General features: G+C 61.4%; 29 protein-coding genes, 1 tRNA gene and 1 pseudogene. 3 read left to right on the top strand and 28 right to left on the bottom strand.

Going from position 1 to position 24,096, the window contains the following annotated elements:
* Positions 1-2: 2 nt before the first annotated feature.
* The 23 genes from NATGR_RS16670 to NATGR_RS16560 form a co-directional block, all read right to left on the bottom strand.
* Entirely contained in the window at positions 3-1,943 is a 1,941-nt protein-coding gene (locus NATGR_RS16670) for a phage portal protein (RefSeq protein WP_005576735.1), read from the bottom strand.
* On the bottom strand, positions 1,936-2,199 hold the full coding sequence (locus NATGR_RS16665) for a hypothetical protein (protein ID WP_005576737.1): 264 nt from the start codon (positions 2,197-2,199) through the stop codon (positions 1,936-1,938). Before NATGR_RS16665 ends, NATGR_RS16670 begins: the two co-directional genes overlap by 8 nt.
* The gene (locus tag NATGR_RS16660) at positions 2,196-3,770 is read right to left on the bottom strand and encodes a hypothetical protein (protein ID WP_005576739.1); all 1,575 of its coding nucleotides are present in this window, start codon (positions 3,768-3,770) and stop codon (positions 2,196-2,198) included. The genes NATGR_RS16665 and NATGR_RS16660 overlap by 4 nt, the downstream gene beginning before the upstream one ends.
* Positions 3,767-4,369, bottom strand: coding sequence for a 4'-phosphopantetheinyl transferase family protein (locus tag NATGR_RS16655; RefSeq protein ID WP_005576741.1), 603 nt, complete (start codon positions 4,367-4,369; stop codon positions 3,767-3,769). Before NATGR_RS16655 ends, NATGR_RS16660 begins: the two co-directional genes overlap by 4 nt.
* Positions 4,370-4,631: 262 nt before the next feature.
* A complete protein-coding gene (locus NATGR_RS16650) occupies positions 4,632-4,940 on the bottom strand; it encodes a hypothetical protein (RefSeq protein ID WP_005576742.1) in 309 nt (102 codons plus the stop codon).
* 10 nt (positions 4,941-4,950) lie between these two features.
* Complete coding sequence (locus NATGR_RS16645) at positions 4,951-5,532, bottom strand: hypothetical protein (RefSeq protein WP_005576745.1); 582 nt, start codon at positions 5,530-5,532, stop codon at positions 4,951-4,953.
* On the bottom strand, positions 5,529-5,927 hold the full coding sequence (locus NATGR_RS16640; RefSeq protein ID WP_005576747.1) for a hypothetical protein: 399 nt from the start codon (positions 5,925-5,927) through the stop codon (positions 5,529-5,531). Before NATGR_RS16640 ends, NATGR_RS16645 begins: the two co-directional genes overlap by 4 nt.
* A gap of 76 nt (positions 5,928-6,003) precedes the next feature.
* Positions 6,004-6,252, bottom strand: a complete 249-nt coding sequence (locus NATGR_RS16635) for a hypothetical protein (protein WP_231990798.1) — start codon at positions 6,250-6,252, stop codon at positions 6,004-6,006.
* An 83-nt stretch (positions 6,253-6,335) separates the two neighbouring features.
* Positions 6,336-6,770 (bottom strand): hypothetical protein, encoded by a 435-nt coding sequence (locus tag NATGR_RS16630; protein ID WP_005576752.1) that lies wholly within the window; start codon positions 6,768-6,770, stop codon positions 6,336-6,338.
* A gap of 538 nt (positions 6,771-7,308) precedes the next feature.
* The gene (locus NATGR_RS16620) at positions 7,309-7,851 is read right to left on the bottom strand and encodes a hypothetical protein (RefSeq protein ID WP_015233829.1); all 543 of its coding nucleotides are present in this window, start codon (positions 7,849-7,851) and stop codon (positions 7,309-7,311) included.
* A gap of 145 nt (positions 7,852-7,996) precedes the next feature.
* Positions 7,997-8,221 carry a helix-turn-helix domain-containing protein gene (locus NATGR_RS16615; protein WP_005576756.1) on the bottom strand — a complete coding sequence of 75 codons (225 nt, stop codon included), beginning with the start codon at positions 8,219-8,221 and terminating at the stop codon, positions 7,997-7,999.
* Positions 8,214-8,606: a hypothetical protein gene (locus NATGR_RS16610; RefSeq protein WP_015233828.1), complete on the bottom strand. Its 393-nt coding sequence runs from the start codon at positions 8,604-8,606 to the stop codon at positions 8,214-8,216. The genes NATGR_RS16615 and NATGR_RS16610 overlap by 8 nt, the downstream gene beginning before the upstream one ends.
* Positions 8,603-8,830 carry a hypothetical protein gene (locus tag NATGR_RS16605; RefSeq protein ID WP_005576758.1) on the bottom strand — a complete coding sequence of 76 codons (228 nt, stop codon included), beginning with the start codon at positions 8,828-8,830 and terminating at the stop codon, positions 8,603-8,605. Before NATGR_RS16605 ends, NATGR_RS16610 begins: the two co-directional genes overlap by 4 nt.
* Positions 8,827-9,201 (bottom strand): hypothetical protein, encoded by a 375-nt coding sequence (locus NATGR_RS16600; protein ID WP_005576760.1) that lies wholly within the window; start codon positions 9,199-9,201, stop codon positions 8,827-8,829. Before NATGR_RS16600 ends, NATGR_RS16605 begins: the two co-directional genes overlap by 4 nt.
* A 2-nt stretch (positions 9,202-9,203) precedes the next feature.
* Positions 9,204-11,333, bottom strand: a complete 2,130-nt coding sequence (locus tag NATGR_RS16595; RefSeq protein ID WP_005576762.1) for a minichromosome maintenance protein MCM — start codon at positions 11,331-11,333, stop codon at positions 9,204-9,206.
* Between the two features lie 189 nt (positions 11,334-11,522).
* Entirely contained in the window at positions 11,523-12,026 is a 504-nt protein-coding gene (locus NATGR_RS16590; protein WP_005576764.1) for a hypothetical protein, read from the bottom strand.
* A complete protein-coding gene (locus tag NATGR_RS19690; RefSeq protein WP_155897305.1) occupies positions 12,019-12,168 on the bottom strand; it encodes a hypothetical protein in 150 nt (49 codons plus the stop codon). Before NATGR_RS19690 ends, NATGR_RS16590 begins: the two co-directional genes overlap by 8 nt.
* A 123-nt stretch (positions 12,169-12,291) precedes the next feature.
* Positions 12,292-12,365 (bottom strand) — tRNA-Thr (locus tag NATGR_RS16585).
* Positions 12,366-12,377: 12 nt separating this feature from the next.
* A complete protein-coding gene (locus NATGR_RS20025) occupies positions 12,378-12,887 on the bottom strand; it encodes a GNAT family N-acetyltransferase (protein ID WP_172636027.1) in 510 nt (169 codons plus the stop codon).
* A gap of 673 nt (positions 12,888-13,560) precedes the next feature.
* Entirely contained in the window at positions 13,561-14,187 is a 627-nt protein-coding gene (locus NATGR_RS16575) for a CBS domain-containing protein (protein WP_005576770.1), read from the bottom strand.
* Between the two features lie 93 nt (positions 14,188-14,280).
* Positions 14,281-15,048, bottom strand: coding sequence for a GTP cyclohydrolase III (locus NATGR_RS16570; protein WP_005576772.1), 768 nt, complete (start codon positions 15,046-15,048; stop codon positions 14,281-14,283).
* Positions 15,049-15,125: 77 nt separating this feature from the next.
* Positions 15,126-15,452 (bottom strand): DUF5785 family protein, encoded by a 327-nt coding sequence (locus NATGR_RS16565; RefSeq protein ID WP_005576774.1) that lies wholly within the window; start codon positions 15,450-15,452, stop codon positions 15,126-15,128.
* Between the two features lie 212 nt (positions 15,453-15,664).
* Positions 15,665-16,516 carry a hypothetical protein gene (locus NATGR_RS16560; protein WP_005576775.1) on the bottom strand — a complete coding sequence of 284 codons (852 nt, stop codon included), beginning with the start codon at positions 16,514-16,516 and terminating at the stop codon, positions 15,665-15,667.
* A gap of 133 nt (positions 16,517-16,649) precedes the next feature.
* Here NATGR_RS16560 and NATGR_RS19685 point away from each other — a divergent pair, with 133 nt between their 5' ends.
* Together NATGR_RS19685 and NATGR_RS16555 are read left to right on the top strand one after the other, a co-directional pair.
* Positions 16,650-16,823, top strand: a complete 174-nt coding sequence (locus tag NATGR_RS19685) for a hypothetical protein (RefSeq protein WP_015233827.1) — start codon at positions 16,650-16,652, stop codon at positions 16,821-16,823.
* A 438-nt stretch (positions 16,824-17,261) separates the two neighbouring features.
* Positions 17,262-17,486: a hypothetical protein gene (locus tag NATGR_RS16555; protein ID WP_005576777.1), complete on the top strand. Its 225-nt coding sequence runs from the start codon at positions 17,262-17,264 to the stop codon at positions 17,484-17,486.
* Between the two features lie 234 nt (positions 17,487-17,720).
* Here the strand turns inward: NATGR_RS16555 and NATGR_RS16550 are convergent.
* From NATGR_RS16550 to NATGR_RS16530, 5 genes and pseudogenes are all read right to left on the bottom strand, one after another.
* A pseudogene (locus NATGR_RS16550) lies at positions 17,721-18,464 on the bottom strand (restriction endonuclease); the annotation flags it as partial.
* Between the two features lie 170 nt (positions 18,465-18,634).
* Entirely contained in the window at positions 18,635-19,636 is a 1,002-nt protein-coding gene (locus NATGR_RS16545) for a COG1361 family protein (protein WP_005576781.1), read from the bottom strand.
* 92 nt (positions 19,637-19,728) lie between these two features.
* The gene (locus NATGR_RS16540; RefSeq protein WP_005576782.1) at positions 19,729-20,475 is read right to left on the bottom strand and encodes a PGF-CTERM sorting domain-containing protein; all 747 of its coding nucleotides are present in this window, start codon (positions 20,473-20,475) and stop codon (positions 19,729-19,731) included.
* Positions 20,476-20,677: 202 nt separating this feature from the next.
* The gene (locus NATGR_RS16535) at positions 20,678-21,199 is read right to left on the bottom strand and encodes a helix-turn-helix transcriptional regulator (protein ID WP_005576784.1); all 522 of its coding nucleotides are present in this window, start codon (positions 21,197-21,199) and stop codon (positions 20,678-20,680) included.
* 1 nt (position 21,200) lies between these two features.
* Positions 21,201-21,833 (bottom strand): hypothetical protein, encoded by a 633-nt coding sequence (locus NATGR_RS16530; RefSeq protein WP_005576786.1) that lies wholly within the window; start codon positions 21,831-21,833, stop codon positions 21,201-21,203.
* A 219-nt stretch (positions 21,834-22,052) separates the two neighbouring features.
* On the opposite strand from NATGR_RS16530, the gene NATGR_RS16525 reads away from it, so the two are divergent.
* Positions 22,053-22,946, top strand: a complete 894-nt coding sequence (locus NATGR_RS16525) for a hypothetical protein (protein WP_005576788.1) — start codon at positions 22,053-22,055, stop codon at positions 22,944-22,946.
* Positions 22,947-24,096: the final 1,150 nt, after the last annotated feature.

Below are 24,096 nucleotides of genomic sequence, written 5' to 3'. Positions count from 1 at the left end.
GATCACATCGGGACGTCGTCCGGCGGATCGTCCGGCATCTCGCCCTCAGGAAGCCTCGAGTGGAAGTTGGTGATCTCGAGGTAAGCGTACGAGAGTCTGATGTTCGAATGGTGATACGATCCCGCGCTCGAGGCCGACGTCAGTGCCGACCACTCCGTCGGCGGGATGTCGACGTAGGTGTAGAGCGAGGACTCACCTTCATCCCGCAGGAACGATAGATACAGCTCTTCGTCCTCATAGTCGTACAGTCCCTCATCCAGATTGCTCGAGTTGAACTGCTCAGTGTCGATCTCGTCTTTCTCCGCGAGTTCGGCCTCGACGTCGGCCCAGTCACGCTCGCCGATCTTGTTGCGCTCCGGCGGGAGTTGCTCCTCGACCGATGGTTCGGCCGGCTCCTGGCCGACGTCGCCGACGTTCGCGACGAGTGTTGCCTCGCCGCCGATCGGGTGGTCATCTGGCAGCGGCTCCATGCCGGCCATCTCGAGGGCCCGGTTGATCGGGACCGCGCCGTTGACCGCCTGGATCTTCCGGCGGGCGACTTCGGCGTCCTGCTTGGGCTGATCAGCGCCGCGGAGCTCGTACTCGAGCGTCCAGTCAGTGACGCCGAGCGCCTGCTGGTGGATGATCGCATAGAGCCGCTGGGCGAACTTGTGCTGCTCCGGCTGAACGACCTCTAGGGCGAAGTCCTTGTCCTGCTGCTCGGAGTTCGACCGGTTGGACGTCCCCGTGTTGCCGATCTTGATCGGTGGAATCTCGAGCACCTTCGCGATCTCGCTTTCGTTCTTCTCGCGGAATGCCTCGAAGGACATCTCCTCAGAGATCCCCTGGCCGAGCGGCTCGAGTTCGATCTCGACGTCCTGGTCGAGGCGCGACTCGAACTTGTCGACCTCGAGGATGACTGTCCGGTGGGACTCCTCGCGAAGTCCGTTGAGCATCTGCCGAAGATCGCGCTTGGATTCCTCGGTCAGCTCGCCACTCTTGACCTTGATCGCGAAGCGCGGGATCGTGTCGTTGTCGAAGAAGTCGGCGTTGTAGTCCTTCGCGGCCTCGTCGGCGGCGATCGTCCGCGTCGCCGAGATCCAGTCCGGGACGCCGTAGTCGTCGGTCAGCGGGCTCGGGTTCGTGATGAAGATGAGTTCGTTCGCCGGCGCGGTCTCGAGCCCTTCCGCGCTGCCCTGGACGACGTCGCCGGTCTCACGGTCAACGAAGACTGGTTCCTCCTCGCTGCCGTCCGACTGATAGCGGATCGTCGGCGGTTCGCCGTCGCCGCCGGCAGTGATGTCGACCTCGAGGCCGCGGTAGCGGTCGCCGGCTTCGCCGAAGTAGCGTCGCTCGCCGTTCCGGACCTGGACGTAGCCCCGGCTCGCGAGATCGCCGAGGTCGCCGTCGACGAAGCGCCCCTCCTCTGGGTGGCGGGTCTGGTCGAACTGGCTCTGGGGTTTGCGGACGCGGACGGTCCGCGCCGGGACGTACGCCAACCCGATCGGGCGGCCCTCTAGGTCGGTCAGGATCTCGAGACAGCACCAGCCGATGAGGTGGTAGTCCTGGCGGGTGAGTTCTTTTACCTCCTCGGGCGTCGCCGGCTCGGCGGTCTGGCGCGCCTTTGTCTGCCACTTCGAGTCGGGACCGTGCCAGAACCAGCGAACGACCTCACGCTCGATGTCGTCGGCCTCGTCGGCGTCCAGGTCGGCCCACGGGACGATGTCAAACCCGTAGCCGACCTCGTACCGAGACTTCTTGCGAATGCCTGTTGCCAACGTCTCGTTGAGCTCGAGGAACGAGGCGAGCCGGTAGGGGTTGTACGGCGGGTTGATGCCCGCACCCAACGACTTGACCCGACGGTCTGTGAGTTGGGTGCTATTCGCCGCCTTCGCGGTCGAGGCGGCTTTCCCGACCCCCTCGACGTTGACTGCGACCTTGTTGTCTGTAACGGCGTCACTCATGGGCTGGAGTCACCTCGAAATCGTACGCGATGACATCGCTGTCTCGGACGACGTCGATGCCGAACAGTACCGGATCGCCGTCAGCGGGCAGTCCACCGTAGATTGTGCGGAAGACCCACGGCTCGAGTCTGATGCAATCGACGCGGGCCCCAGCAGCACTGAAGGACTTGATGTGAGACACGAGCCGGTCTAGGAGTTCGTTACGGTGGCTATTCTGCCTGCCAAGGATTCGTGCGGTCGACTGTGTCTGTATCATACGTATGAAACTCCACTGTCCTCGTCGCGCCCTTCGACAGTCGATAGCTGTCTCGTGATTCGGCTGCCAGCATAGCAGGCCAATCCGATCGACCAGAACGACTCGCCGTGACCTTCACCAGTCTCGACCGCCTCGAGGTCGCTCGTGACGACCTTCAACTGGCGATTCTGCCGACCATCGGGAAGGAGCTTGATCCGGTCGGTCGTGGCGTAGACGTCCATCGAGGAGGCGACCTCACGATTGGTGCCCCCACTCAGGCTCACGGGCTTCATCTCCGGCGGCACCATGCCCATCTCCTCGAGGGCCTCGTATTCGCCGCGAGTGTTGTCGTACGGTAGTCGCTGGATCTGGAAGTAGTCGATCGCGCGCTTGCAGTACTCGACCTGCCGTTTGTAGTCCCAGCCGTCCATCCACTTCGAGTGGACCTGGAACAGGTGGCCCGTCGGCGATCGAAGCGTGACGTCGTCGTCCACCTGGATGATGCGGTCGACAGCGGCGAACACCGCGAGGTGTGCCGGGTGTCGTTTCTTTCCGATGTCGAGACCAGCGATGCAGCCGTTGATCTCCCACTCCTCTTCCTGAGCGACCCACCGATCCTCAAGGTCGCGCTCGCCGTAGTCCTCGAGCGCCTGGACCGTCATCGCAGCGACTTCCTCGTCTTTGAAAAAGCCGACCTCGCTCGAGCGTGGCGTGATCTGGTACTCCTGGTTGAAGGACTTCCGGCCACGCTTCTCTTTGGTGCTGATCAGGTCTTCGTAGGACTTCCATTCCGGCCAGAGGACCTCCTCGCGATCGTAGTCCTGGATCGCGGGCTCTTCGATCCGGCCGAAGTCGGCGAGGAGCTGATCGTCGAACGTGAAGTCCTCCTCCGTCTGGGGCGTCGTCGTGACGTGCAACTCGGCCATCGGCCCCGTCGGGATGTCCATGATTGCGTCCTTGAAGATGCGGTTGATCTTGAGGACGAGGCCCGGATCGAGACCGGCGTCCTGTTTGTTGTCGTCCTGGAACGGGTCGTCGACGATGACGATGTCCGTGTGCCGCCCACGGACCATCTGCTGGACGCTTGCCGGCGACAGTGAGACGGTACCGTGGTCGTTCCAGCTGTACTCCGCGCGACTGTCCGCACGTTTCTTCTGGTCGGCGACCGGTTCGAACCACGGGTTTCGGTCGATGAGTTTCTTGATCCCGTCTTTGTTCTCCGAGCCGATGTGGTACCGCGCCATCGGCTGGTTAAACGAGAAGTAGAGGATTTCGAGGTCGGTCGGTCCGTCAGCCCACTCGACGTCTGGGTCTGAGTTGAAGCGGTTACGCCACACCTGCCAGGCGACGTAGGCGTAGTTGCCGGTCGACTTGAAGTGGTCTCGAGGACCGACGTTGACGGTCTTGTCGTGCTCCTGAAGGTGCCGGCAGCGGCGGGCAATCCACTCGCCACGGACAAAGTTCTCGAACGACTCCGAGAAGACGACATCGGCGAAGGCCGGGAACGACTCGTAGGTCGCCCGGTAGATGCCCGCCCGCTTTTCAGGGTCGACCGTGCCCGGGTCGCCGCCGGGGTCGGGAGTTGAACTCACTGGTGATCACCGCCAGACTTGAGGTTCGATTCCGCCGCAGACGCGATCGCGTTCGAGACGTGTTCTGGCACGTTTACGTCGTTCTCAATCGAGCCCGAGTGTTCGTGCTCAAGTTTCTCTGCAGGCTTCTCGATCACGCCGAACTCCGACGCCCACTGACGGGCCTCCCGGAGGAACCGATCGTCGCCAGTCCGGAGGTACTTCAGGTACGCCTCCTTGACGACATCTTTTGCGAAGTCCTCAGCAGACTCCTCGAGGTCGAGGTTTGCCATCGCCTCCTGCTCGCGGTCGGTGAGCGACTCTTTCATGAAGTCGGCGAACTCAGAGTAGTCGCCGTTCTCGTAGTTCGGGTTGGACTCCCCCCACTGTTCACCAGTCACTGGGTGATTGCTGCACGGCCCGACGTTGCGATCTTCGCCCCAGCCTGCTGGCTGCAGGCAGTACTCGTAGTCGTCGCGCTCTCGGCCGTGGTCAGTCGGTGTCGTTCGGTCGGACTTGACCGCACCACAGATCCGGTGGCCCCGTTCCGGGTGGACTGGGTGTCCCTGTTCGTCCCGTGAGGGCTCACTCGAGATTTCGTACTCCTCGTCGTCTGTCATTGGTGGATCGTTAGCGGTCGGCCTGTCAGTACTGGGTCAGCGCGGACCGACGTTCGAGATACGCCGAGGACCCGTGTTCGGACGTCGGGGGCCGTAGCGACGTTCGGACAGCTTGTCGACAGCTCGCGGGTTGTCATGCGTGCCGTCGTGATGGCAGCGCCGGCAACGATCGGTCAGGTTGTCGGGATCGTTGTTCCCGCGCTGCTGGTCGACGTGATGTTCTTCGGTATGATCGGTAGGATGACCGCAGTTGGTGCAGTGGTTACTCATCGTGATCGACACCTCTGAAGTCGAACGTGTCCTTTTCGTCGCATCGCGGACACGTCTCGAGGCCAGCCGGGAGTTCGGTTGCGTGCTCTGCATACCCACATCGGGTACAGACAGCGAGTTTTCCGGACAAGAAAAGTGCCTCAGCACACTCCTGGCAGATAGTCGCCGTCTCGCCGGGCTGAAAGAGTTGCGTAAGCGTCGACGGTGAAGTCTTCAGAAACTGTTCGCGAAACTCGCCCATGAACGCAGGCGCGTGGTCGTAGCGATCCTCGCAGACATCGCAGTTGAACGTGTATCCCATCGTCAGTCTTTCAGTACGCCGTTCTCGACTCGCGGTCGTCGATACCGAGCCAGTCGCAGCACTGGTTGATGTAGTGGCTATTCGGGCCGTGTTCCTCGCGGTACTCGAGCGCTCGCTCGCAGATCTCCGGCCACTCCTCGCGTGGGACCGACGGGTAGCCGAGGTAGGAGATCCGGTCGCCGTCGATCAACTCGACCGACATCCGGGAGATGCCGACGATCGAGCAGAACGGTTCCGACGTCGGCGGGACGTCTTCGCCCTGCTGGTTCTGGACGTGGATCGCGAGGTGGGCGAGTTCGTGGTAGACGGTCCGCCAGGACGTGGGTGAGTCGGCCGGAAACTGGATCATGAGGTTCCAGAACTGCGCGTAGCCGATGTAGTCGTCCTCGTCCGGATCCATCCGGCCGACGGTGATGGTCTTGCCGGTGAGCTCCGGGAAGTCCTGGAGCGCGCGCTGAAGGTTGCGTTCGAGATCCTCGAGAACAGGATCGTCGGCCTCCGCTGCGGGCCCGGCGAACGTCTCGAGGATGTGGAACGCGGCCTGTCCGACGACGTCGTTGCGTTCGTGTGGGATCTGGACTGTGTTGGTCATCCTGACTGCTCGCGCAGTTCGGCTTCTGTTGCGATCTGGGCGTTCGCGTAGACCTGTCCATCGAGGAGTCGGAGCTTTGCTCGGATCAGGTCTGTCGGCTCAGTCGCGTCGACACCGTCGAAGTACGTCGCGATCTTGGCGAGTAGGTCCGGATCCTTGGCGACGTTGAACTGGTGCCAGAGTGAGCCGTCGACATCGTGATCCAGCGAGTAACCACGATCTTCGACGTCGTCTTCGATAGCCTCGTAGGCCTCGACGGCCTGCGAGTATTCGCGCTCGTACTCCTCGCGGAGGACACGGGCGCTTGTTCTCGAGCGGTCGTCAGTGTTGATCGCGTAGTCTGTGCCGAATACTGCGTCGTACTTGACGTTGGGTTCGATCGTGACTGTTGGCATGATGGGTTAGTGTTGAAGGGGTAGGGTTCATGCTCCCCGCCGCACTCTCCTGACGACAGGGCGATCAGAAAAGGGGTCAGTCGCGGTCGTCGTCACGAGGTTGGCCGCCGTCCGTGCTGATCGTGACGCCGTCGAGGACGCGTTCAACCTCGAGGTCCCACATCCGACCGAGGACGAGGAACGCGACGGCGGTGGTTCCGAGCTGGAGTTCGGAAGGTGGGGGTTCTGCCTCGGGGAAGAACATCGGACCGAGGACGATCGCCGCCCAGACGCCGAAGAGAATCAGCGTCGCGACAGTTCGCTCAAGCGAATCTTTGTCTGGCATCAGAGCCCTCCCTAGGCAGATGAGTTCGATCTTCGTACGGTGCAACGGGTCGTCAGTGCGTGGTTTAACGGACATGGCATCTCTCACGGTTCGAGTGTGTCGACGTCGATCCCGCAGCCCTCGAGGAGGATGCGGAGCTCGTGCTTGTCGAGCCAGGTCAGCCCCTCCTCGTGAACGTGAGCGGTTTTCGCCTCCCAGCGATTCGGCTCGACGTGACCGTTGATCTCGAGGTCGCCGTCGACGGGACGGGCTCGAAGGTGGTCCTCGAGTGGTCGGCCGTCGACGGCGGTGCCGGCGGGCCGGCGCATGTTGAGGATCTCATCCTCGTATTTGAGCGACCAGCCGTTGGCGTCCTCGAAGTGGTGTCGACGCAGCTGCTCCTCGAGGACGTCGACGTCAATCTCGAGGTGCAGGTGGTCCGGATACTCGGGCCACTCAACGGTTGCGAACCGACGCCGAAACTCGCTCTTTGCCAGTTTCCAGTACTGAAACGGGATTTGTTGTAGTATCTCGAGCATGGTCTGTGTCTGAAAATGGGTGCGCCGGGTCCCGTGTGGGAGGCTTGTGCCGAATCCCGGCGCGGGTCGGGACGGCCCGTGGAGTCGTGCCCGGCCGATCTACCGGGTTGGCAGTCGCGAGATGGTGTCCGCCCCGAAACGGTGCAGTCCCCTTCGGCCCGCCAGGGTAGGGGCGACGCCGGGCCACATCGGGGACAGTCAGTCAAGTGCCATTGCCATGTACTTCTGGAAGTGACGATCGCACAGGCAATCCCCCTTGTAGGAATTCGTTGGGTTTCCAGTACAGTTGCCGCGGTCGCACGTCCCCCGGCCGTTGTTCATGCGTTCGAACGCGAGTGTTTCTGCGTGATCCATAGGTGCTATCGCGGTTGGATGTTCGCTCGGCCGGTGACGATCGTCGTTCCGTCAGCGTCGACGACGATCTCCTCGCTCGGGTTGCTCCAGGTCGGCTTCCATCGGACGTCGTCGACAACGCCCTGGACGTCGCGACCGGCGAACTCGAGTTCGACGGGCTGCCCCTTGCTGATCGACTGGACTGTTATAGTCTCGTACGGGCTCGCTTCACGCAGACCGTTGTCGCGGCCTCGAAGACTTCGGTGTCGTAGCTCGCGAACTCCTCGAGGGACTTCAGGTGGCCGACCGCGTGTTTGAGTTGGTCGATGTCCACCGGTTCGCCCAGTTCGTGGAGTCGTTCGGCGACGTTCTCTGCTCTCGAGAGTGCTTCTCGGCGACTGAGCGGGTTCGAATCTGCTCGGCCGGCGACCGACCCGCAGTCTTCGCAGATCGTCCGGGTCGGATAGCGGGCCTTCGTTGTGATCTCGACCTGTTCAGTTCCGATGCAGATCCCTTCGGGTCCGATTTCATCGTCATCCGTCGGGTGACGCCGGACTGACTTTGCCCGCGTCGCCTTCGGCTCAACGTCATGGCCGAGCGTGCCGTGACAGATCCGGACGTGATCGCTCTTGATGGTTCTGAAGCAGTTAGAGCACGTCTCGGGGTTGTTGAACACGTATCGCCGGAAGACGCGATCGGGCTCGTCGCGGCCCTGGACCTCACCGAGGGCATGGGCTGTAGTGGACATGATGATGCAGGAGAGACCGTCGGCTGTCGGCCACCCCCCGACGTCGTCGTTGCCTCGATCGGGGAGCGATGTTGAAACAGCCGTTACCTTCACCCAAGGTGATACATCGAGTTAAACGAACAGATAGAACACGATATTTCGGGAATTATTGTCGGGTGTAGATCGACTTTCTTGCGTCGCGCAAAGAGGTTTGACTCTCAACAAGACCCTCCTCTTCGAGTTCACGAGCACAGTCCCGGATTCGCTTTTTCGAGCAGCCGGTCGACACCTGGAGTTCGTCGACGGTCATCGGACCGTCTTCAAGGGCGAGCCAGATGAGTCGCGCCGACGGCGGGAGATCGCGGACCTCCTGCGGGAGTTGTTTAGGCATTGGTCTGCTCACCTCGGTCGAAGTTGATCGCGACGACGCCGCCGGAATCGAGAATCGTCATGTCCAGGCGGACCGCGTCGGACCGGCAGATGAACGCGTGGTCGCCGCTGCCGGCGGTGACCGTGACCATGTCATCGAACGGCCGGAACTCCTCATGCCCACCGGGGACGATATCGTCCTCGATCTCCACCCAACCGCGTGGGATGTCACGGGCAGCGTCGATCCCGATCACGAGGCAGCCATCGCGAAGCTCGTTGCCCAGCTGCTCGAAGCGGTCGCGGGCGTCGAACAGTGTCTCGATTGATAGCGATCCCCCGACTGTGTGGACGCCGTCATGCTCAAGGGCGTTGTCCCAGAGTTCGTACGTATCTTCGAAGACGGTCACGCTTTCTCACCTCGTGCGGTGTTACGGAGTGTTCGTGAGTTGGCTTTCGAGCAGTCGAAACAGAGCATGCTATGCGGGTGGTCCTTGTCGCGGTTGACTGCGTACGGCTCGCGGTCGACGGTCTCGGGGTTGAACGTCTCGCCACAGTAGGTGACGCCAACGAGACTCTCGACGCAGTAGCCGTCGTGTCCGTTCTCGAGGTTAACCACGTAGCCGGTCGTCACGAGTCGTCACCTCGGAGGTCGTCCACACGCTGGTTCGCGATCCGTAAGCACATCGCCCCGTTGCGGGTCGTCCGCTGCGATCGGCTGTGGTACTCCTCGATCTTCTCCTCAAGCGCGTCCGCATTGTCGATCCCGAGATACCTCCGCTCGTGCTCACCCGACTCGTCGACGTACCGGAAGAGGTCATTGCGGGAGGTCGCCGCCGCGATCGCCGACCGAACCCGAGACGGATGCTCATCGCGATAGCTCCACGAGATACTACAGACGACCGGAGCCTCATGGATCAGTGGCGGCTGTACCCCGCCCGTGTTCTTCTCGACGTAGCCCACCACGCTTTCGTAGATCTCTTTCGACGAGGCTTCGCCCGACATGGTCAGGCCCTCCCGAGGTAGCGGATGTGGTCGGTCTGGGGCTGGATCGCGACGCCGTCCTCGAGCATGTTGTCCATGTCGGCGTGGAGTCGATCGGCAGTGTAGTCGCGCTCGAGTTCGTCCTGGACGTGCTCGATGACGCGGTCGCGGGGAACCCCATTGGAGTACTCGTCCTCGAGTTCGTTGATCGCCTCTGCGAGCGTTTTCATCCGATCCTTCTGACTCTTCGACTGCCCGACTTCGACGATGTCGGCATCGTACTCACCGTCCTCGTTCTTCCCGACGTCTTGCATCGAGCGGCCAGCCAGTTCCGTCGCGATGCGAGCATGGCGCTCGGTGATCGTTTCTGAGAGCTCGAACTTCGCGGCAGCCTCGGCGATCCGGACCAGCGCTTCGAGGTCGCGGAACGTGACCGGAATCGGTGAGTTGTCACTGACGTCGTACAGACGGCGGATCTCGAGGAAGCTGTCCCGTAGCTGCTGTTTGACTGCCTCGCTCTCGAACGGTGGAGATGGGCGTCGCCGAGCGAGTGCGAGCCACTTCCGGAAGAGATCCGGCTCGACGATCGCGCCACTCTCGTTGTCACTGTCTGTAATCAGATCATCACTCGTGCCATCGCGCTTGGCGGCATCGCGAACGTCAAGGACGTGGTCGGCGAGTTCGCGATCGTCGTCTTCGTCTGGCTTGTCCTGGACAGTGAAGATGAGGTCGAATCGTGACAGCAGATCTGATCGGAGGTCGAACTGTTCCGAGACGGGTTCATAGGGATCGAACCGCCCGTGCTTCGGGTTGGCCGCAGCGAGCACCGACGTCTCGGTCTGGAACGTGGCTCGTTCACCAGCGATTTCGGCGTTAATCTTCTGCTTCGACATCGGCTCGAGGAGGTACGATCGCGTGTCTGCATCCATGTCATCGAGTTCGTCGATGCAGACAGTGCCGCCGTTGCCGCGAACGAGTGCGCCGGCTTTCAGGCTCCACTCGCCGTCGCCGAAGTCGTCTTGCTCTGCGGTGACCGTCAGCCCGGGCCCAGTTGTTCGCCGGCTCGTAACGCCGACGGTCCGCCAGCCGATGTCTTCGCACCGATCGATGAGCTTCGACTTGCCAGTTCCAGGATCACCTATCAGAAGGACGTGGAGATTCGACCGGTCAGTGTCACCGTCGTCGTACTCGATCTGGCCGCCCGAAACCATCGACAGGATCAGCGCCTTCTTCTCGAGTTCGTAGCCGAACACCTTCTCCGACAGCGACTGAACGCCGACATCGAACGGATCACCCTCAGCACCGTTCGCGAGGTCCTCGATACGAGCCCGTTCCTGCGAGGTAATGTCGAGATCTTGCTGTTCGGTGTGCTCGATCTCGATGTGGTAGCCCTCGAGGTAGGGGTCGAACTTGGGCTTCTTCTGGTTCCGGGACTCCTCCTGCTCGAACCGAATGATCCCCGAGACCTTGATTCGGTCACCCACAGTGACGGAGCCAGCGATATCGTCTTCGACGAAGGCGTCGATCTTCTGGCCAGCACCGTCGGCGAGCTCCGGCGGCACCTTGACTCGGAGTTTCTGTGCGTCGACGAACTCGGATTGATCGAAGTTCACCCGGAACGGTCCCTGGCGCTCACACCCTTCGCACTCGTGTGGCTCCTGGAAGTCGCCGCTGGACTGCGGCACACGCGTAAGCGTTCCGCACAGCTGGCACTCGAACGCTGCTTCCTCGATCTTCGGATAGACATCCGATGTCTTCGTGATCTCTCCCCTGATCGCCCGGTACCCACCGAGATGGGTGGACGGGGAGAACTCACCCGGGTAGAACGTCTGTTCCTCCGGGGGGTTGTAGATGCGTACGTGTGCACCCGAGAGGCTGACGTCGATCGGGAGATCGTACAGACGCAGCGCTTCCTCGAAGTACCGCCGCAGCTGCTCCGGCTGCTCGAGGACGTCGTGGGCGACATCCGGATCGAACCGGTAGATGTCGTTCCAGTCGACCTTGAGGGAGCGCTGTTCGTTCGGGTACTTCTGTGCGAGTTCCTTGATGTTGGTTCGTCCGGAGTCCTTGTCGTCGTAGTAGTTCCGGAGGAAATCCCCCAGACTATCGACGAGGTCCTTGCCCGATTCCGCCTTCGATTGTGATTGTGACATGGGATCGGTCGCGGTCTTTTCTTGCCGGAATAATTCCGAATTGACCGTTCCGTCCGACGAACGACGGCGTCGGACGGCGTCGGATTCGGTGTACTCCCGGCTACTCGACAGTTACTTACACAACTACACTTACATACAATTACAGCATGAGGTAGGGAGGCGGGATTCCCCGGTGGAAGAAACCCATTCTCAGAACACCTCTCCCGGACTCGAATTATTCCGGGAAGAAAAGGCGACACCTCGTTTTGCCGCCTCTGCATCCACAGTCAACTTCATCGGCCGGCTGTTCTCGTCGAGATCGAAGCCAGGGATGTCCTGGATGCGGTCGCCGTCGTTGTCGTAGCCAGCTGCACGTCGGAGCAACCGATAGCACTGGTTGTTCCCTGGCTCGCCGTCGAACACCTCCCACATGACATCATCGTAGGTGAGCGTTGCTCGACCGTGTCCGTTGACGGCCTTCTGGTAGGCGTGCTCGCGAACCATCCCGATCTTGGTATCGAGCGAGAGATCACGGTATTCAGCATCGTCGTCCTCTTCCGACAGACGAAGCTTGACCGCGGTGAGTTCCTCGGCGAGTTCGTCGTACTCCTCGCGAAGCTCCTCGAGGTCGTCCTCGAGGCCGTTGCACTTCTGGAGCGCACGCTGGGCGACCTGAAGTGCGTCCTCGGGACGGACATCCTGCTCATCAGACATCGCGGACCACCTCGTAGCCCTCGGCGCAGTCGTCACAGACCGTTCGCTCGCCGTGCTTGGGGTAGTGGATGACGACGTCAGCGTCGTTGGTACAGCCCATCGCCCCGCAGAACGGGCCGGACCCGTCGGTTGCGGAGCTCACGCTGAACACCCCTGTTGACCGCTGGTAGAATGAGCTTTGAACCTGAGATTCAGCGAACTACCACCGTTCGAATTGGTGACTATTCGGATACCTGGTGGTAGAGGCTTTGAACCTAAAGTTTGAAGCCAGGGCAGGGATTTGAACCCCGGAAGTCTCGATTACAAGTCGAGTGCATGAACCACCCATGCTCCCCTGGCACCGCCCGAGAGTTACCGCTCCTCCTTTGAGTGTGTATCGTTTTCCACCGGCTCCTCGAGCGACCGTTCCATCGTCACGCGGAACGTCTCGTAGCCACAGTCCCGGTAGAATCGCCGTGCTAGCTCGTTGTCCGCCATCACCTCGAGAACCATCACGTCGACGTCTCGCTCCGCGAGCGTGGCTTCTGCCCGCTCGAGTAGCGCAGTTCCGATCCCGTAGTCGCGGTAGGCCGGTTCGACGTACAGGTTCGACAACGTCCCTCGAGTGGCGTCCAGATCGAGCGTCCCACGTTCGACCGAGAACGAGGCGAAGCCGGCGAGGGTGCCGTCGGCACGGGCGACGAGCAGTCCGTCGCTTGCAGCGTGGGCTGCGAGCGTCTCCCGCATTCGGTCGCGGTTCGTCTCCGCACGGACGTAGGAGTCGTACTGGCGTTGATCGCGAGCGAGTCGAACCCACAGCTCTGTGACGGCGTCGATTTCGTCTGTCGTCGCGGGATCGATCTCAATCGTCGGTTCTGCCATACTCGTTCTCGCTGATCTATTGTGGGTGGCGGTTCGGCGGGAGCGCTCACAGCGTCGTGATACGACCAGTTCGACGCGGTCGACCGCTTCGATGGCGAGACTCAGGGTGGCAACCGCCTCGACACCGGCGTTGCCCGCCGGGACGTCGGTCACTGCTCCGTCGCGTTCTCGAGTGGCGCGCTCGAACGCCTCGTCTCCGAAGACGCTCGCCGAACCATTGAGGGTGACGGTCTCGAGATCCGCGACCCGTCGCCGATCGCAAGCGTGCTTCGAATCGGTGGCGTCGCCGTCACGGGCGGACGGAGGGTCGATGTCGCCGCGTGGCGAGAGCCCTCCCGCTCGACCACGACTCGGGAGAGAGCGCGGGCCGGCCACGACGCTCGAGTGGCTCCGAGAGTAGGTCGACGCGGGCCCGGAGCTTTGCGGTCCCGGTCGCGGCGAGAGAGCGGACTGTCGGGCCCGACGAGAACACCGACGGTGGTCCCGGCGGCCTCTCGATCGTCGAGGCGGGCGATCGCTGTGGCTACTCGAGAGGGTGGGCCTCCGGGACGGTCGGATCGGCGACCGGTGGGCAGACGAGTTGGTGTACTTCTGTTCCGGCACGACTGTGACTTGCCTTGGGGCTGGCCCGGGAGCGACGGACGGAAAACAGTGACGGGGAGAACGGGAGAGATCACACTGTCCGACAGTCCGCACAGATGAGTTGACCGTTCGACTCCCAGAGCGACTCTGCGAGCGAGCCACACGCCTCACAGACACCCTGGGTCGTGTACTCGTCGCCGCTACCTGGGCTGACCGCCGAATCGGGGTCGTCGTTGGCGAGGTGGGTGTTGTGAGAGCGCTCCCCGGTCGCCGGTTCGGCCTCGATGTCCGATCCGAAGTCGGCCGACCGGTGGGGTGTCACCGCCGCCTGGAACGACCCGGCAGCCGCAATGACGTCTCGCTGGGTGAGTAGCCCGAGAACCTCGTCCTCGTCGCCGTCCTCGACGACGAGGTTGCGGATGTTCTCTCGTGCCATGACGTTCGCCGCGTCGGTAAGCGACCGCTCGGGCGCGACAGAGATGACTGGCGTCGTCATGACGTCACCGACGGTCGTCTCGGCTACGTCCGCCTCGTCGGCAACCAGCCCGAGCACGTCCCACTCGGTCATGATACCGACCGGATCGGTCCCCTGGATGACGAGCGCCGCACCCATACGCTCTTCGCGCATGAGCGTCACCGTATCCAGAACGGTATCCGACTCGCTAACCCCGACGTATTCGTTGGTTAGAACGTCCGTGACCGACAGTTCCGATTCCATACTCGAATACTAGCGATAGTCCGGCTAAAAACTACCTACGCCACGTTTAAGCACGTCGCTCTCGAAGAGACCCCGGTTTGGCGCGTCGTCGGATTACGATTCCCACGCGAGTTCGACGCGCGTTCCGTCGGCTCGACAGGTCTCGAGGGCGTGTTTCGCCTCAAACCCCGCGTCGTGGGCGTTTTCTCCGTGGCCGACGCCGACCTGGAGGCTGACGTCGGCGGCCTCCTCGACGTGGTGGATCGCTTCGACGTAGTCCTCGTCTTCGAGGTCGGGGCAGACGACGATCACGTTGTCCCCACCGACGAAAAACGAGAGACTGTCGTGAGCGTACCGCATGTGTCGCATGAGTTCGGCGTACCCCTGTTCGATCTCGATGAAGGTGTCGAAAGCGTTGAGTTCGTCCGTGTAGTTGCCAGTCGCGTCGATGACGTCGAAGTGGGCGATCTGGACATCCTCGTCGGAGCGGTGCGCGTCGTCGATGGTCCGTCCCTCGAGACACTCTCGTCGGTTCTCGTCCTGGGCGCTGCCGGCTTCCTGGAGGCGGGTCGTCGCGTCGGACAACGCCTGTACGGGGTCGGTTCCAGTCGCCACCCCGAGACTCAGCGTGACTGGGTAGCGGTTGCCGGCCGACTCCTGGAGGAGTCGATGGTCCTCGAAGTCGAGGCCGTTCGTCACAGCGATCATGTTGTCGAACCGCGTAAAGAACACGTATCCGCCACGATTCCCGACGAACTGAGAGATATCGGCGTAGAGTCGTGACTGTAGTGTCTGGAGGTCAGCCTCTCGTCTCGGTTCTGGCGTCACCGTCCACGGACCGTAGTTGTCGATCTGGACCAGCGTAACCTGCGTATTAGTCACTGTACGAAAACCTTCCAACGTCCCGTCGTATAAGTGATACGCAATCCAGATCCGAGATGTGCCACGCAGTCACGTGGTTAGGCGGGCTTCTTTTTGGGATCGGACCCCTCCGGGTGGTACTTCCAGAAGTCCCCCTCGCGCATCGCCGCTCCGACGGCCTTGTGCATGTCGACCAGTTCCTCGAACTCCTCGGCATCGACGTACTCGAAGATCTCACGCAGCGCGACGACCCGCTCGTGGTTGATCCGGATCGGATACTCGCCGTACTCGTCGACGAACTCGGAGACGTCCATCGGAAAGTCCGCTTCCTCGTCTACCTTGTCCGCGATGATCCGCATGTCGAACTTGCGCATCCCCTCGCTTCCTTCCTCGCCGTCCGGATCGACTGGCCAATCCTGGCTCATGCTCGAACGTGTGTCGGGGTGTTGCAAAAGGGTTACTCTTTATATGTGTCGGCCGGCGCGTCACGGGGCTGCACCAGCGAAACTGGGCCGGCGACCGCCCCTCGCCAACTCTCCGCGAGCACACTCTCGTCGACTCGAGCAACGTGTCCTCATACGGCTTACTGTCGTCACTTACCGCCGATCGCCGTCCCCGTTCTGTCGATAGGCGGTAACTAGTTACAGCAATCCGTATGAGTGGCTATTCGGACGCAGAGTCGGACGCTGTCGCCCCGTCGGCGCTCTCGGTCGCCGAGGCGGTCGCACCGGCTACCCCTGCGAGTTCGACGGCGACCGTCCCATCGTCCCAGACGACCGAGAGGGGAGTCGTCGTCCGCGACGCCGACGGTGACGGCGTCACCGGCGGTGACTGCCGGTTCCCCGTCGATCTCCGCGCTCGCGTCGCCTCCGATATCGGTCCAGGCCCCGGTCTGCTCGAGGCCATCCCCGCGGACGGAGAGAGTCGACGCTCGAACGTCGTCACCTGCGGTGTGTGTGATTCGTTGGCTCCCGTTCTCCCGATCGACCTCGAACGTGGCGTTCGGCCTGAGCGCCGTGTCGTCGTCCGGCCTGATGGGGCTGACCTCGAGGACGCGCCAGGCACCGTCTTCGAGTTCGAGGTCGACGACCGGTCCGAGAGCGACGCTTGCGCCGTCGGCCGTCACGAGCGTTTCGACCGTCGCACTGTCGTCGTCGGTCGCGATCGTTTCCGTCGCTTCGACGGTGAATTCGTCTTCGTCGTCCACGTCGTATGGGTCGGCCTCGTCGTGTTGGAGGTCGTGGACCCGGTCGACATCGCCGTCGGCGATCGCCTCGTAGAAGGCGACCACCGTTTCCGCCGGGGAGCGTTCCGGTCCACCGTCGGTTGTGTCGTCTTCTGATTGCTCGTCAGCGGGTGTTTCGTCGTCTCCGTTCGACTCGGACTCGTCGCCGTCGTCGGGGTCGGTCCCCAGGCTGTCGGCGAGACAGCCGGCCATCGCCGCCGTTCCGGTGACACCGGCAAGTCGTAGCATCGCTCGTCGATCCATACGTCTTCATACTGACACCATCGAAGTTACGACTATCTCTCCGTCACCCAAATATTCTCTGTGGTAATCAAACGAAGTTGTACTACCTAAACTGAGATAGTATAATTTATGTAGTCTCGGGAGAACGTTCCCGATGGGACACATGGACCCAACCATCCTCCATCACGGTGTGAGCGAAGGTATCGCCGCCGGACTCGCCGGCCTGATGGGCGTCGTCGGCTTCGGTGCCGGCATCGCATACGCCCGCATGAAAGCAACCGGATCGATCAGACGAACCAGTAGTTCGGCCGAGTCCGCCGACTCGTAACGACTCGGACGCCCTCGAGCGACGACACCCGCGGACGCCTCGTCCCTCGAACTGTCCTCCTTTCTTCGCTACTGGTCTCGAGTCGTCGGTGACGGTCACAGACGAGCCATCGAGTCGAGCGTTGGCCGTCACCGGCCGGGACTGGAAGCCGGCGAGAGACAGTCATCCAGTCTACAGCAGTCGCATTCGTGGCGTGGAACCCGTTCACTACGATTCCGACACCAATAGATATAAGCACTGACGAGTCAACAATCAGAACGGAAGCCACTCTCCAGCAGGGGCGCGTCGAAATGCCCCGGGTGATAAGGCACCCGAGACGTGGCTTCCAGCCGAGAGGCCTGAAGCCATGTTTGCGTACGTTCTACCGGGACATAAACGTCCCGAACGACTGACGTATCACACTCGAGCACTGCCAACCCCCGAAACCGGGTGGCACCGATGACGGGGGACGACCCCCGCGACCGTGAGGATCGAGACGGTTCCACAGCGGACGCCGACACGTCGACACCGGACGTCGACTTCGACCTGTTCCCACTCTGTCCCACCTGTGGCGACGAAATCGTCGCCGCAACGATCCACGGGCCAGCAGAAGCGACAGCCGTCCCCTGTGGCTGTACCGTCTTCCCACCCGTTCTCGAGTTCGAGGGGAACGGACGGATCTGACTCACGGCTCGCTGCCTCACAACATCTGGGGCAAAGCCGATTCGCCACCACGGTCGCTCGCGGTACTACTCCCCGATTGCTTCCTCCAGCCTGTCATAGAATACGTCTCACTACCTCTGCCTAGCGATTATACAGCTCGCATTTCGCGTGTACTCTGTGAATCACCAGTCATCGGTTTTGTTCAAGCGGGCGGCAGCAGATAATGAATGTTGAGGACCATTGTATGACACGCTCGTTGTCCTGCAGGTCCGCACCGAGTTCCTGGGCGACGGTTTCGCTCTCGGACCGAACCGAATCCAGAAACGTCTCTCCCGCACGCTCGCGAAACGCCTCGGGCCGGAAAAAGACGTAGAAGTATTTGAACGCCTCGAGATCACCGCCCTCGAGCAGTTCCGGCAGGTCGACCTCGAAGTAGGTCTGGGTCTCGTAATCTTTGGTACCGTACAGCCGCCACTTGCGGCCGTTGGTGAGAATCCCCCACTGGATGTTCTCGGGCGTCCGCTCGAGGTAGTGTTTGATCTGGTGGGAGGCGTTGCGGTACGGTCGCTGCTCGCTGAATCGGGTCGTGAAATCCGCATCCCACTGCTTGGCCTCCACCAGACCGACGCCACGGTCGAACAGATCCGTCGTCTCCTCCGTACTCAGGTAGACTTCTGCGGCGTCCCGGCGTGTCTCGGTGTCGTCGAACAACAGTGTGTCGACGTAGCCACCGCCGTCGGGAAGCGTCGTCTCGACGTTGGTTCCGAACCCCAGGATGTCGAGCACCTCGGCGATCCAGTTGTCGATCAGCGGATCTTCGGCATACCCCGAAACGAGATCCGACTCGAGGTCGTACAACTCCTCGAGGTCCTTCATTGCCGCCCGCGCGTCCTCGTCGCAGTTCCACTCCTCGCGATCTTCGATGCGGTCGTCGAGATAGTGGCCCGAGAAGAGACTCGAGTTGACGTAGGGCCGCTCCGTCAGCGTCGCTTGGCTCATACCGTGACCACTCGAATTGTCACACCAAGAAACCAATGATCGCCAGCCCCGCTCGAGGGGACTGCGTGACCGAGTTCGGGTCGACCGCTACCGACGCTCTGCTCGAACCTCGCCGCGTCGCGGATTCGGGAACGGTGCCGGCGATACGTCGTCGTTCCCCTGGGGCGTTGTCATCGATCGACCACCGATTCGAACAATCGACGTTTCGCCTCGATAACTGCCCCGACGATGCGTGTTTTGACCAGTACGAGGACGCTGACGACGATGGCGAACGGAGAGGCGACGATCAGGGCCGAAAGGACCTGTGCCGACCAGATGGTGTCGAACGTCCCGTCGCTAGCGACGGAAGAGATATCGACCAGAAAGAGCGCGAAGCCAACCAGCATGATAGACTTCGTCACGGTACGTTCCGCAATAGCTATTCCACCGGGATGGCCGCGGATACTGCCGACGATACTGCGCCCAGTCAGAAGCGTTACGACCGGTGAGAGAACCACGAGAAGAAAGACAGACAGCCCGACGACGCCGCCGACGTAGATCCCCAGGATCATCTCGTTGTCGACGCTAGCCGCTCGGGTTTCCAGTCCCTCGGCGAGGGAGTGCTGAAGCCCAGGCACCGCCAGTATCGCTCCAGTTGTGACGTCGGCCACTCTCTCGGTAGTCGTGGGCGGCGGCGGTTGTTTCTCGATCGGCAGCGATATTTCGACCGTCCGACTCGTATCGGGGTCGTCACCGAAGTAGTAGATCGCTTGTCCAGTTAGTTCGTACTCGCCAGCCTCGAGCAAGTCGATATCTATACGCTGATCCTGGATCTCTCCGGGGTCTAACTCCGTTGTTGTAACGAACTGACCAGCGGTCCCGCTGTCTATGTCGCCGGTTCCCGAAACGTCAGCACCGCTTGGGGCTTCCAAGACGAGCTGGACCGTCAGTTCGTCTTCGGGGTGGAGGTTCGCAGCCGAATGACTCAGCTGAACCGTCTCACCCGGCTCTACCGTCGTCCGCTGGGACTGAAGGTTGATGTTCACCCAATCGGTGTCGATCACGACTTCCTCCTCGGTTTGGGTTACGTCCTCGGCGATCCCGTCGGAGCCACCGGCTATCCCGACTGTGAGGCCACAGAGAACCAGGATCACGAGGGAAAACAACAGCCCCTGAAGTACTCGTTCGTTCATTCGTACGTTGGACGTGTCTCGACGGTTCTCACCATCTGCCAGTTTCGCTGTTAGCGTCTGCGTTCATTTCCGCTGTGGAACGGCAACCGCGACTACTCACTATCGTCGGCCGCTCTCTGTTTGAGTGCGTATGCAGCACCACCGATTCCTGCAACGGCGTTCAGAACACCGAACCCAGGGACGCTATCGAGCAGCCCCCCACCTTCACCACCCGGCTCTTCTGGAGCGGGGTTTGACTCTTCGACGTCGATAGTGTGTCTGATACCACTCTGCTGTACAGATTCTTCAGGATTCCCTTCGAACCAGATCTCGTAGTCTGCGACGACCGTGACACTGTCGCCCGCTTCAGCACCTTGCGTGTGGAGTTCACCACGGATGTCACGAATTTCGCCAGGGCCCACCTCGAACGTTCCCACGACGAGATCCGAAGTCGCTTGATCCCACTCTGCGCCGCCACCCCACTGAAAGCCAGAATCGGTAAAGCTGAACTCGAGGTCGACGACGATAGTACATTCGTCCGGGATCATTTGATCCGGACGGAAGTTAGCCTCGACGACGGCCGGATCGTCGCTCGTAATCCGACTCTGTGGCGTGGTTACACTCGTCCGACTCATGCTGGGAGAGCCGTCACACGCCGGTGACGCTTCGCCGTCGTTTGCCGCTCCTTCGTCACCACCAGCAGTCCCGTCGTCGGTCCCTTCGTCACCCGCGTCAGTTTCGTTGTCTCGAGCAGCGGTCGGTGTCGACCCGACACCGATCACCGCTCCCGCAGTTACTCCGACCGCCGAGGTTTGCAACACTCTCCGTCTCGTTGCGTCTGGTTCGGTCTCGTTCGACATGACAGAGCAACTCTGTCACTGCACTTTTACTGTTATGGCCGTGTGGAAACCGACAGACAGCGTCGGCCCCGTTCGACTCACGGCACCCCTGCTGTCGTCGACCGAACACACCACGACGAGTCTGCCATCCGGCAGCCACCCCATCCCGACTGCTCGAGACCCTCGAACAGTTCCTGGGGTCGCTGAGACGATCGACTGGACGTTACTGTAGCACGACGACGTTACCCATTCCTCGTCGTTCTCTGGCCAGCAGGTCCCGCGACTCGAGAGTCCCGAGCGTTCGGCTGACTGTTGCCTTCGAGAGGTCGGTCTGTTCGACGATGTCCCGCTGTGGGATCTTACCGCCGGCTTTCAGTGCCGTTTCGTAGACGACTCGTTCGGTAGCGGACAGTTCTGCGGCGGTCTCCTCCCAGTTCCTCCGTTGTGCCGCTGGATCGGCGTCGTCGGCTGTCACTGTGGAATCGTCTGCGGTGTCGCTGCTCGCGTAGCGAGTTTCGAGGACGAGAAACGTCGTCGTCGCACCGAACGTAGATGCGGCGATGGCGACGATGACGGCGTTCTGATATGGGAAGTAGTAGCCGACCGTTCCAACGGTGGCGTCGTGGCCGCTCGTCGCAACGACGAGCTCGGGCGGGTTCAAAAGCTGTACCCCGAGGACGAACGTGGAGACGACGAGCAGGGTGGCACCAACCACTCGGCCGTCTCGGAGGGCGTTCGGGAACATATTAGCTGACAACTTCGAGAGAGAGTATCTGCTCGACAGTCTCTGCAGTGAGATTGACGACGACGCGATACTCGTTCGGCGCGGTAACGGGCTCGACAACGACGAGCGCACGGTTTTCGTGGAACTGTGGTTCGGCTCGCTCGAGCGTGACCGTTTCACTGGTAGCGGTCCCCGGCCGGAACGTCGGCCCAGTGCTGCCAGCGGAGGCGTCGGTCGCCAACTCGGGACGGCGAAGTTGCCGATCGACGGGCTCGTCGGCTCGAAGCGGTGCGACGTCGACCGTCATGCCGTTTGACGCCTGGAGGCGCTCGGTGAGCGTCGCGTTCGAGACGGCGACTCGAGCGGCGGCTTCACGCTGTGTGTCGGTCAACGCTGCTGGTTCACGCTGAGTGGTCGTAACCGTCACCAGACCACTCTCGTCGGAAACGGTGATTTGATCGGTGGTCGTCGCGTCGGCGATTGGCGTTCGGTCACCGCTGTCGTCGACGAATACGACGGTGTCGTTGGTGACAGTGACTTCGCCAGCCGTTGCCGTCGAAAGACCACCAACGACGGTACCGAAGGTGGCAAGGCTGAACCCGAGGACGACGAGCGAGGCTGCGAACGCGATCCGAGGGACGGGAACCGGCAGCATCGTGTTTCAATGGTCGCAAGCACCAATATGAAAACAGTGGTTCGAGTTTTCCTGAAACGGATGAAACAGATGAAACAGGTTCGAAACACCGCCGAAACGCGTTTCGTTCTTCTTTCCAACGGGGATTTAAGAGGTGTTTCTGACAAGGTCCCGACGCGGTGATTCGCCCGATCGCCGACGAGTGGTGATGGGCGAACTGCCGCCTGAACTGGTCTAGCCATGCAACGCAACTACCGCTACACCGCTTACGTGCTCGCTCTTGCAGCACTCGTACTCCTCGTAACTGTGGGGTTCGCGGCTGCCGAGGGCGAGTACACGACAGCCCCCGCTGACGCATCGCTCTCGAGCACTGACTTCGACGTCGGTGACCACGATGACGTGCTCACCGACGAAGAAGTCGACGAGCTTGTCGCCTTCGTTCGTGAGAACGAGTCCCTCCAGGACCACTTCGATGGCGTCGATACCCTCCAGACAGACGTCTATCAGTCACACGAACTCGACGACGGTGAACTCGTCGCTATCGACGACGAGTACGACGTCCGTCTCTCGCCACCCAACAACCGCCTCCCGCGTGCGTCGGTGACCGTCTCGCTCGAGGAAGTCGAAAACGCCCTCGCGATCAACGGCACTACTGCAGCGTTTGACGACGTGTCGGTGACTGTCGAGGACAGTGATCGGCTGACGGACGACGAAGCCGATCGGGTTACGTCGGCACTGCTCGATGACGACGACATCACCTACAACGTTCAGGCGTCACTCGGCGAGCCCGACGCCATCGAACTATCGGTTACCGACCGCGACGACGACGAAGTCGACGTTACAGTGACGACTGACGACGACGACGGTACGATCCACGCGACTGTCGACCTCGACGAAAAGACGGTCCGCAGCCATCACATGCAACTCCAGTTCGAAACTGACGAGGGGTATTCACTCGAGTTCGAAAACGGAACGCTCAGTACCGACGTCGAAGCCGGCGGCGACGAAGACGACGATGCAACCGACCTCACGGCTGCCGATGCCGACACGGTCGGGGTCAGTATCGTCGAGACCGATGACGAGTCCGATAGCGACGGCGAGTTCTACATCGAACTGGCCGAAGACGAGACGTAGGATCGAGCCGACCAGATAGTCTCGTGACCCCTCGAGAGAGGTCGGACGATTCCGTCCGATTTGCTCTCGAATCGTTCGCGATCGTGCATCGAGTCTCGTACTGAGTGTGATAGCGATTGTGAGCGCATACCTGCGACTTCAGGTGCAAGTCGAGCGGTAGGCCCGACGGGAGAACCGCTATCGGTTGTTGGTGTAAACTACCCCACTAGTGATTCAACACAGCCGAAAAGAGAGTTCCCCCAGTCTGGCGACGGTTCTCCTCGAGTGGGGATTGGAACCTCGAACGCCACATCCGGTAGAGATCCGAGGGCGGATTCCTCGTCTTGCAGGGCGTGGCGAAGGTCGATTCACGATTCGGTCGTTCGCTGACCGTGTTCAGTTAACGGCGGGGGCATTGACACGGTTTGCTGTCCGTCAGTTCCGGCGCGGCCGCAGAAGGACTCGCGGTCGCGCCGGGACATCGGGACAGCAGTCCGTCTCGCTCCCACGGTCGACTACCTCGGTCGAGACACCGACTCCTCGGAGTGTGGGTCGAGAGGAACACTCCGGACGAACGTCAGAGAGAGTTAGTATCAATAAATACAACTATCAGTCCACTATATAGTTATTTTATAGAACATATAGGCTCGAGTGGAGCCACACGGCACGACGGAGTTAGCGACAGACGGTGGTTCGACGGCCGAAAGGCGGTGATCGCCTGAATCGAGTTGCAGTCTCTCGAAGTTCGACTCAGCGACGAGTAACACTGGCAGTCTGCCGCTGTCGGTCCGACGAGAGCAGAGTCTCCTCTTCTCGGCTGTTTCCGGCGTCTGCGGGTCCGCTTGCACGAGGGTGTCGTTTCGTGTTGGGCCAGAAACGCGTCGTCAGCGACGCCGCTGCCGGCGGTCTTACCAGCAACCGCTGCCACGGTGGATCAGTTCTCACGGCCCGTCACACGGCTACCGAGATCGGACAAACGTATCTCTTGTAGAAGAAGACGACAGAAATTATCTTTTTCAGACTATTTGTCTCGCCGATCCAGTCGCCGGGAAAGTGTGGTATCGAACGTTACTACTGTGTCACCCGTCGACTGACGAGTCGAACCGACACACACAACCAGATTCGACCCAGCAGTGCAAGCCTGGGTCGCCACGAGTGAAACCACGTCGAA

Origin of the sequence: Natronobacterium gregoryi SP2 (assembly GCF_000230715.2) — an archaeon.
GTDB classification, from domain to species: Archaea; Halobacteriota; Halobacteria; order Halobacteriales; family Natrialbaceae; genus Natronobacterium; species Natronobacterium gregoryi.
This window is presented reverse-complemented; position numbering and strand designations above follow the sequence as displayed.

What these genes read in the sequence shown, in the direction of transcription:
- NATGR_RS16560 (WP_005576775.1), bottom strand. Translation starts at nt 16,516, where the DNA reads ATGGATCGACGAGCGATGCTACGACTTGCCGGTGTCACCGGAACGGCG.
- NATGR_RS16600 (WP_005576760.1), bottom strand. Translation starts at nt 9,201, where the DNA reads ATGTCGGGCGAAGCCTCGTCGAAAGAGATCTACGAAAGCGTGGTGGGC.
- NATGR_RS16620 (WP_015233829.1), bottom strand. Translation starts at nt 7,851, where the DNA reads ATGTCCACTACAGCCCATGCCCTCGGTGAGGTCCAGGGCCGCGACGAG.
- NATGR_RS16590 (WP_005576764.1), bottom strand. Translation starts at nt 12,026, where the DNA reads ATGTCTGATGAGCAGGATGTCCGTCCCGAGGACGCACTTCAGGTCGCC.
- NATGR_RS16565 (WP_005576774.1), bottom strand. Translation starts at nt 15,452, where the DNA reads ATGAGCCAGGATTGGCCAGTCGATCCGGACGGCGAGGAAGGAAGCGAG.
- NATGR_RS16530 (WP_005576786.1), bottom strand. Translation starts at nt 21,833, where the DNA reads ATGCTGCCGGTTCCCGTCCCTCGGATCGCGTTCGCAGCCTCGCTCGTC.
- NATGR_RS16630 (WP_005576752.1), bottom strand. Translation starts at nt 6,770, where the DNA reads ATGCTCGAGATACTACAACAAATCCCGTTTCAGTACTGGAAACTGGCA.
- NATGR_RS16615 (WP_005576756.1), bottom strand. Translation starts at nt 8,221, where the DNA reads ATGCCTAAACAACTCCCGCAGGAGGTCCGCGATCTCCCGCCGTCGGCG.
- NATGR_RS16535 (WP_005576784.1), bottom strand. Translation starts at nt 21,199, where the DNA reads ATGTTCCCGAACGCCCTCCGAGACGGCCGAGTGGTTGGTGCCACCCTG.
- NATGR_RS16540 (WP_005576782.1), bottom strand. Translation starts at nt 20,475, where the DNA reads ATGTCGAACGAGACCGAACCAGACGCAACGAGACGGAGAGTGTTGCAA.
- NATGR_RS19685 (WP_015233827.1), top strand. Translation starts at nt 16,650, where the DNA reads ATGGGACACATGGACCCAACCATCCTCCATCACGGTGTGAGCGAAGGT.
- NATGR_RS16635 (WP_231990798.1), bottom strand. Translation starts at nt 6,252, where the DNA reads ATGCCAGACAAAGATTCGCTTGAGCGAACTGTCGCGACGCTGATTCTC.
- NATGR_RS16640 (WP_005576747.1), bottom strand. Translation starts at nt 5,927, where the DNA reads ATGCCAACAGTCACGATCGAACCCAACGTCAAGTACGACGCAGTATTC.
- NATGR_RS16665 (WP_005576737.1), bottom strand. Translation starts at nt 2,199, where the DNA reads ATGATACAGACACAGTCGACCGCACGAATCCTTGGCAGGCAGAATAGC.
- NATGR_RS16670 (WP_005576735.1), bottom strand. Translation starts at nt 1,943, where the DNA reads ATGAGTGACGCCGTTACAGACAACAAGGTCGCAGTCAACGTCGAGGGG.
- NATGR_RS16655 (WP_005576741.1), bottom strand. Translation starts at nt 4,369, where the DNA reads ATGACAGACGACGAGGAGTACGAAATCTCGAGTGAGCCCTCACGGGAC.
- NATGR_RS16525 (WP_005576788.1), top strand. Translation starts at nt 22,053, where the DNA reads ATGCAACGCAACTACCGCTACACCGCTTACGTGCTCGCTCTTGCAGCA.
- NATGR_RS16545 (WP_005576781.1), bottom strand. Translation starts at nt 19,636, where the DNA reads ATGAACGAACGAGTACTTCAGGGGCTGTTGTTTTCCCTCGTGATCCTG.
- NATGR_RS16595 (WP_005576762.1), bottom strand. Translation starts at nt 11,333, where the DNA reads ATGTCACAATCACAATCGAAGGCGGAATCGGGCAAGGACCTCGTCGAT.
- NATGR_RS16555 (WP_005576777.1), top strand. Translation starts at nt 17,262, where the DNA reads ATGACGGGGGACGACCCCCGCGACCGTGAGGATCGAGACGGTTCCACA.
- NATGR_RS16645 (WP_005576745.1), bottom strand. Translation starts at nt 5,532, where the DNA reads ATGACCAACACAGTCCAGATCCCACACGAACGCAACGACGTCGTCGGA.
- NATGR_RS16575 (WP_005576770.1), bottom strand. Translation starts at nt 14,187, where the DNA reads ATGGAATCGGAACTGTCGGTCACGGACGTTCTAACCAACGAATACGTC.
- NATGR_RS20025 (WP_172636027.1), bottom strand. Translation starts at nt 12,887, where the DNA reads ATGGCAGAACCGACGATTGAGATCGATCCCGCGACGACAGACGAAATC.
- NATGR_RS16650 (WP_005576742.1), bottom strand. Translation starts at nt 4,940, where the DNA reads ATGGGATACACGTTCAACTGCGATGTCTGCGAGGATCGCTACGACCAC.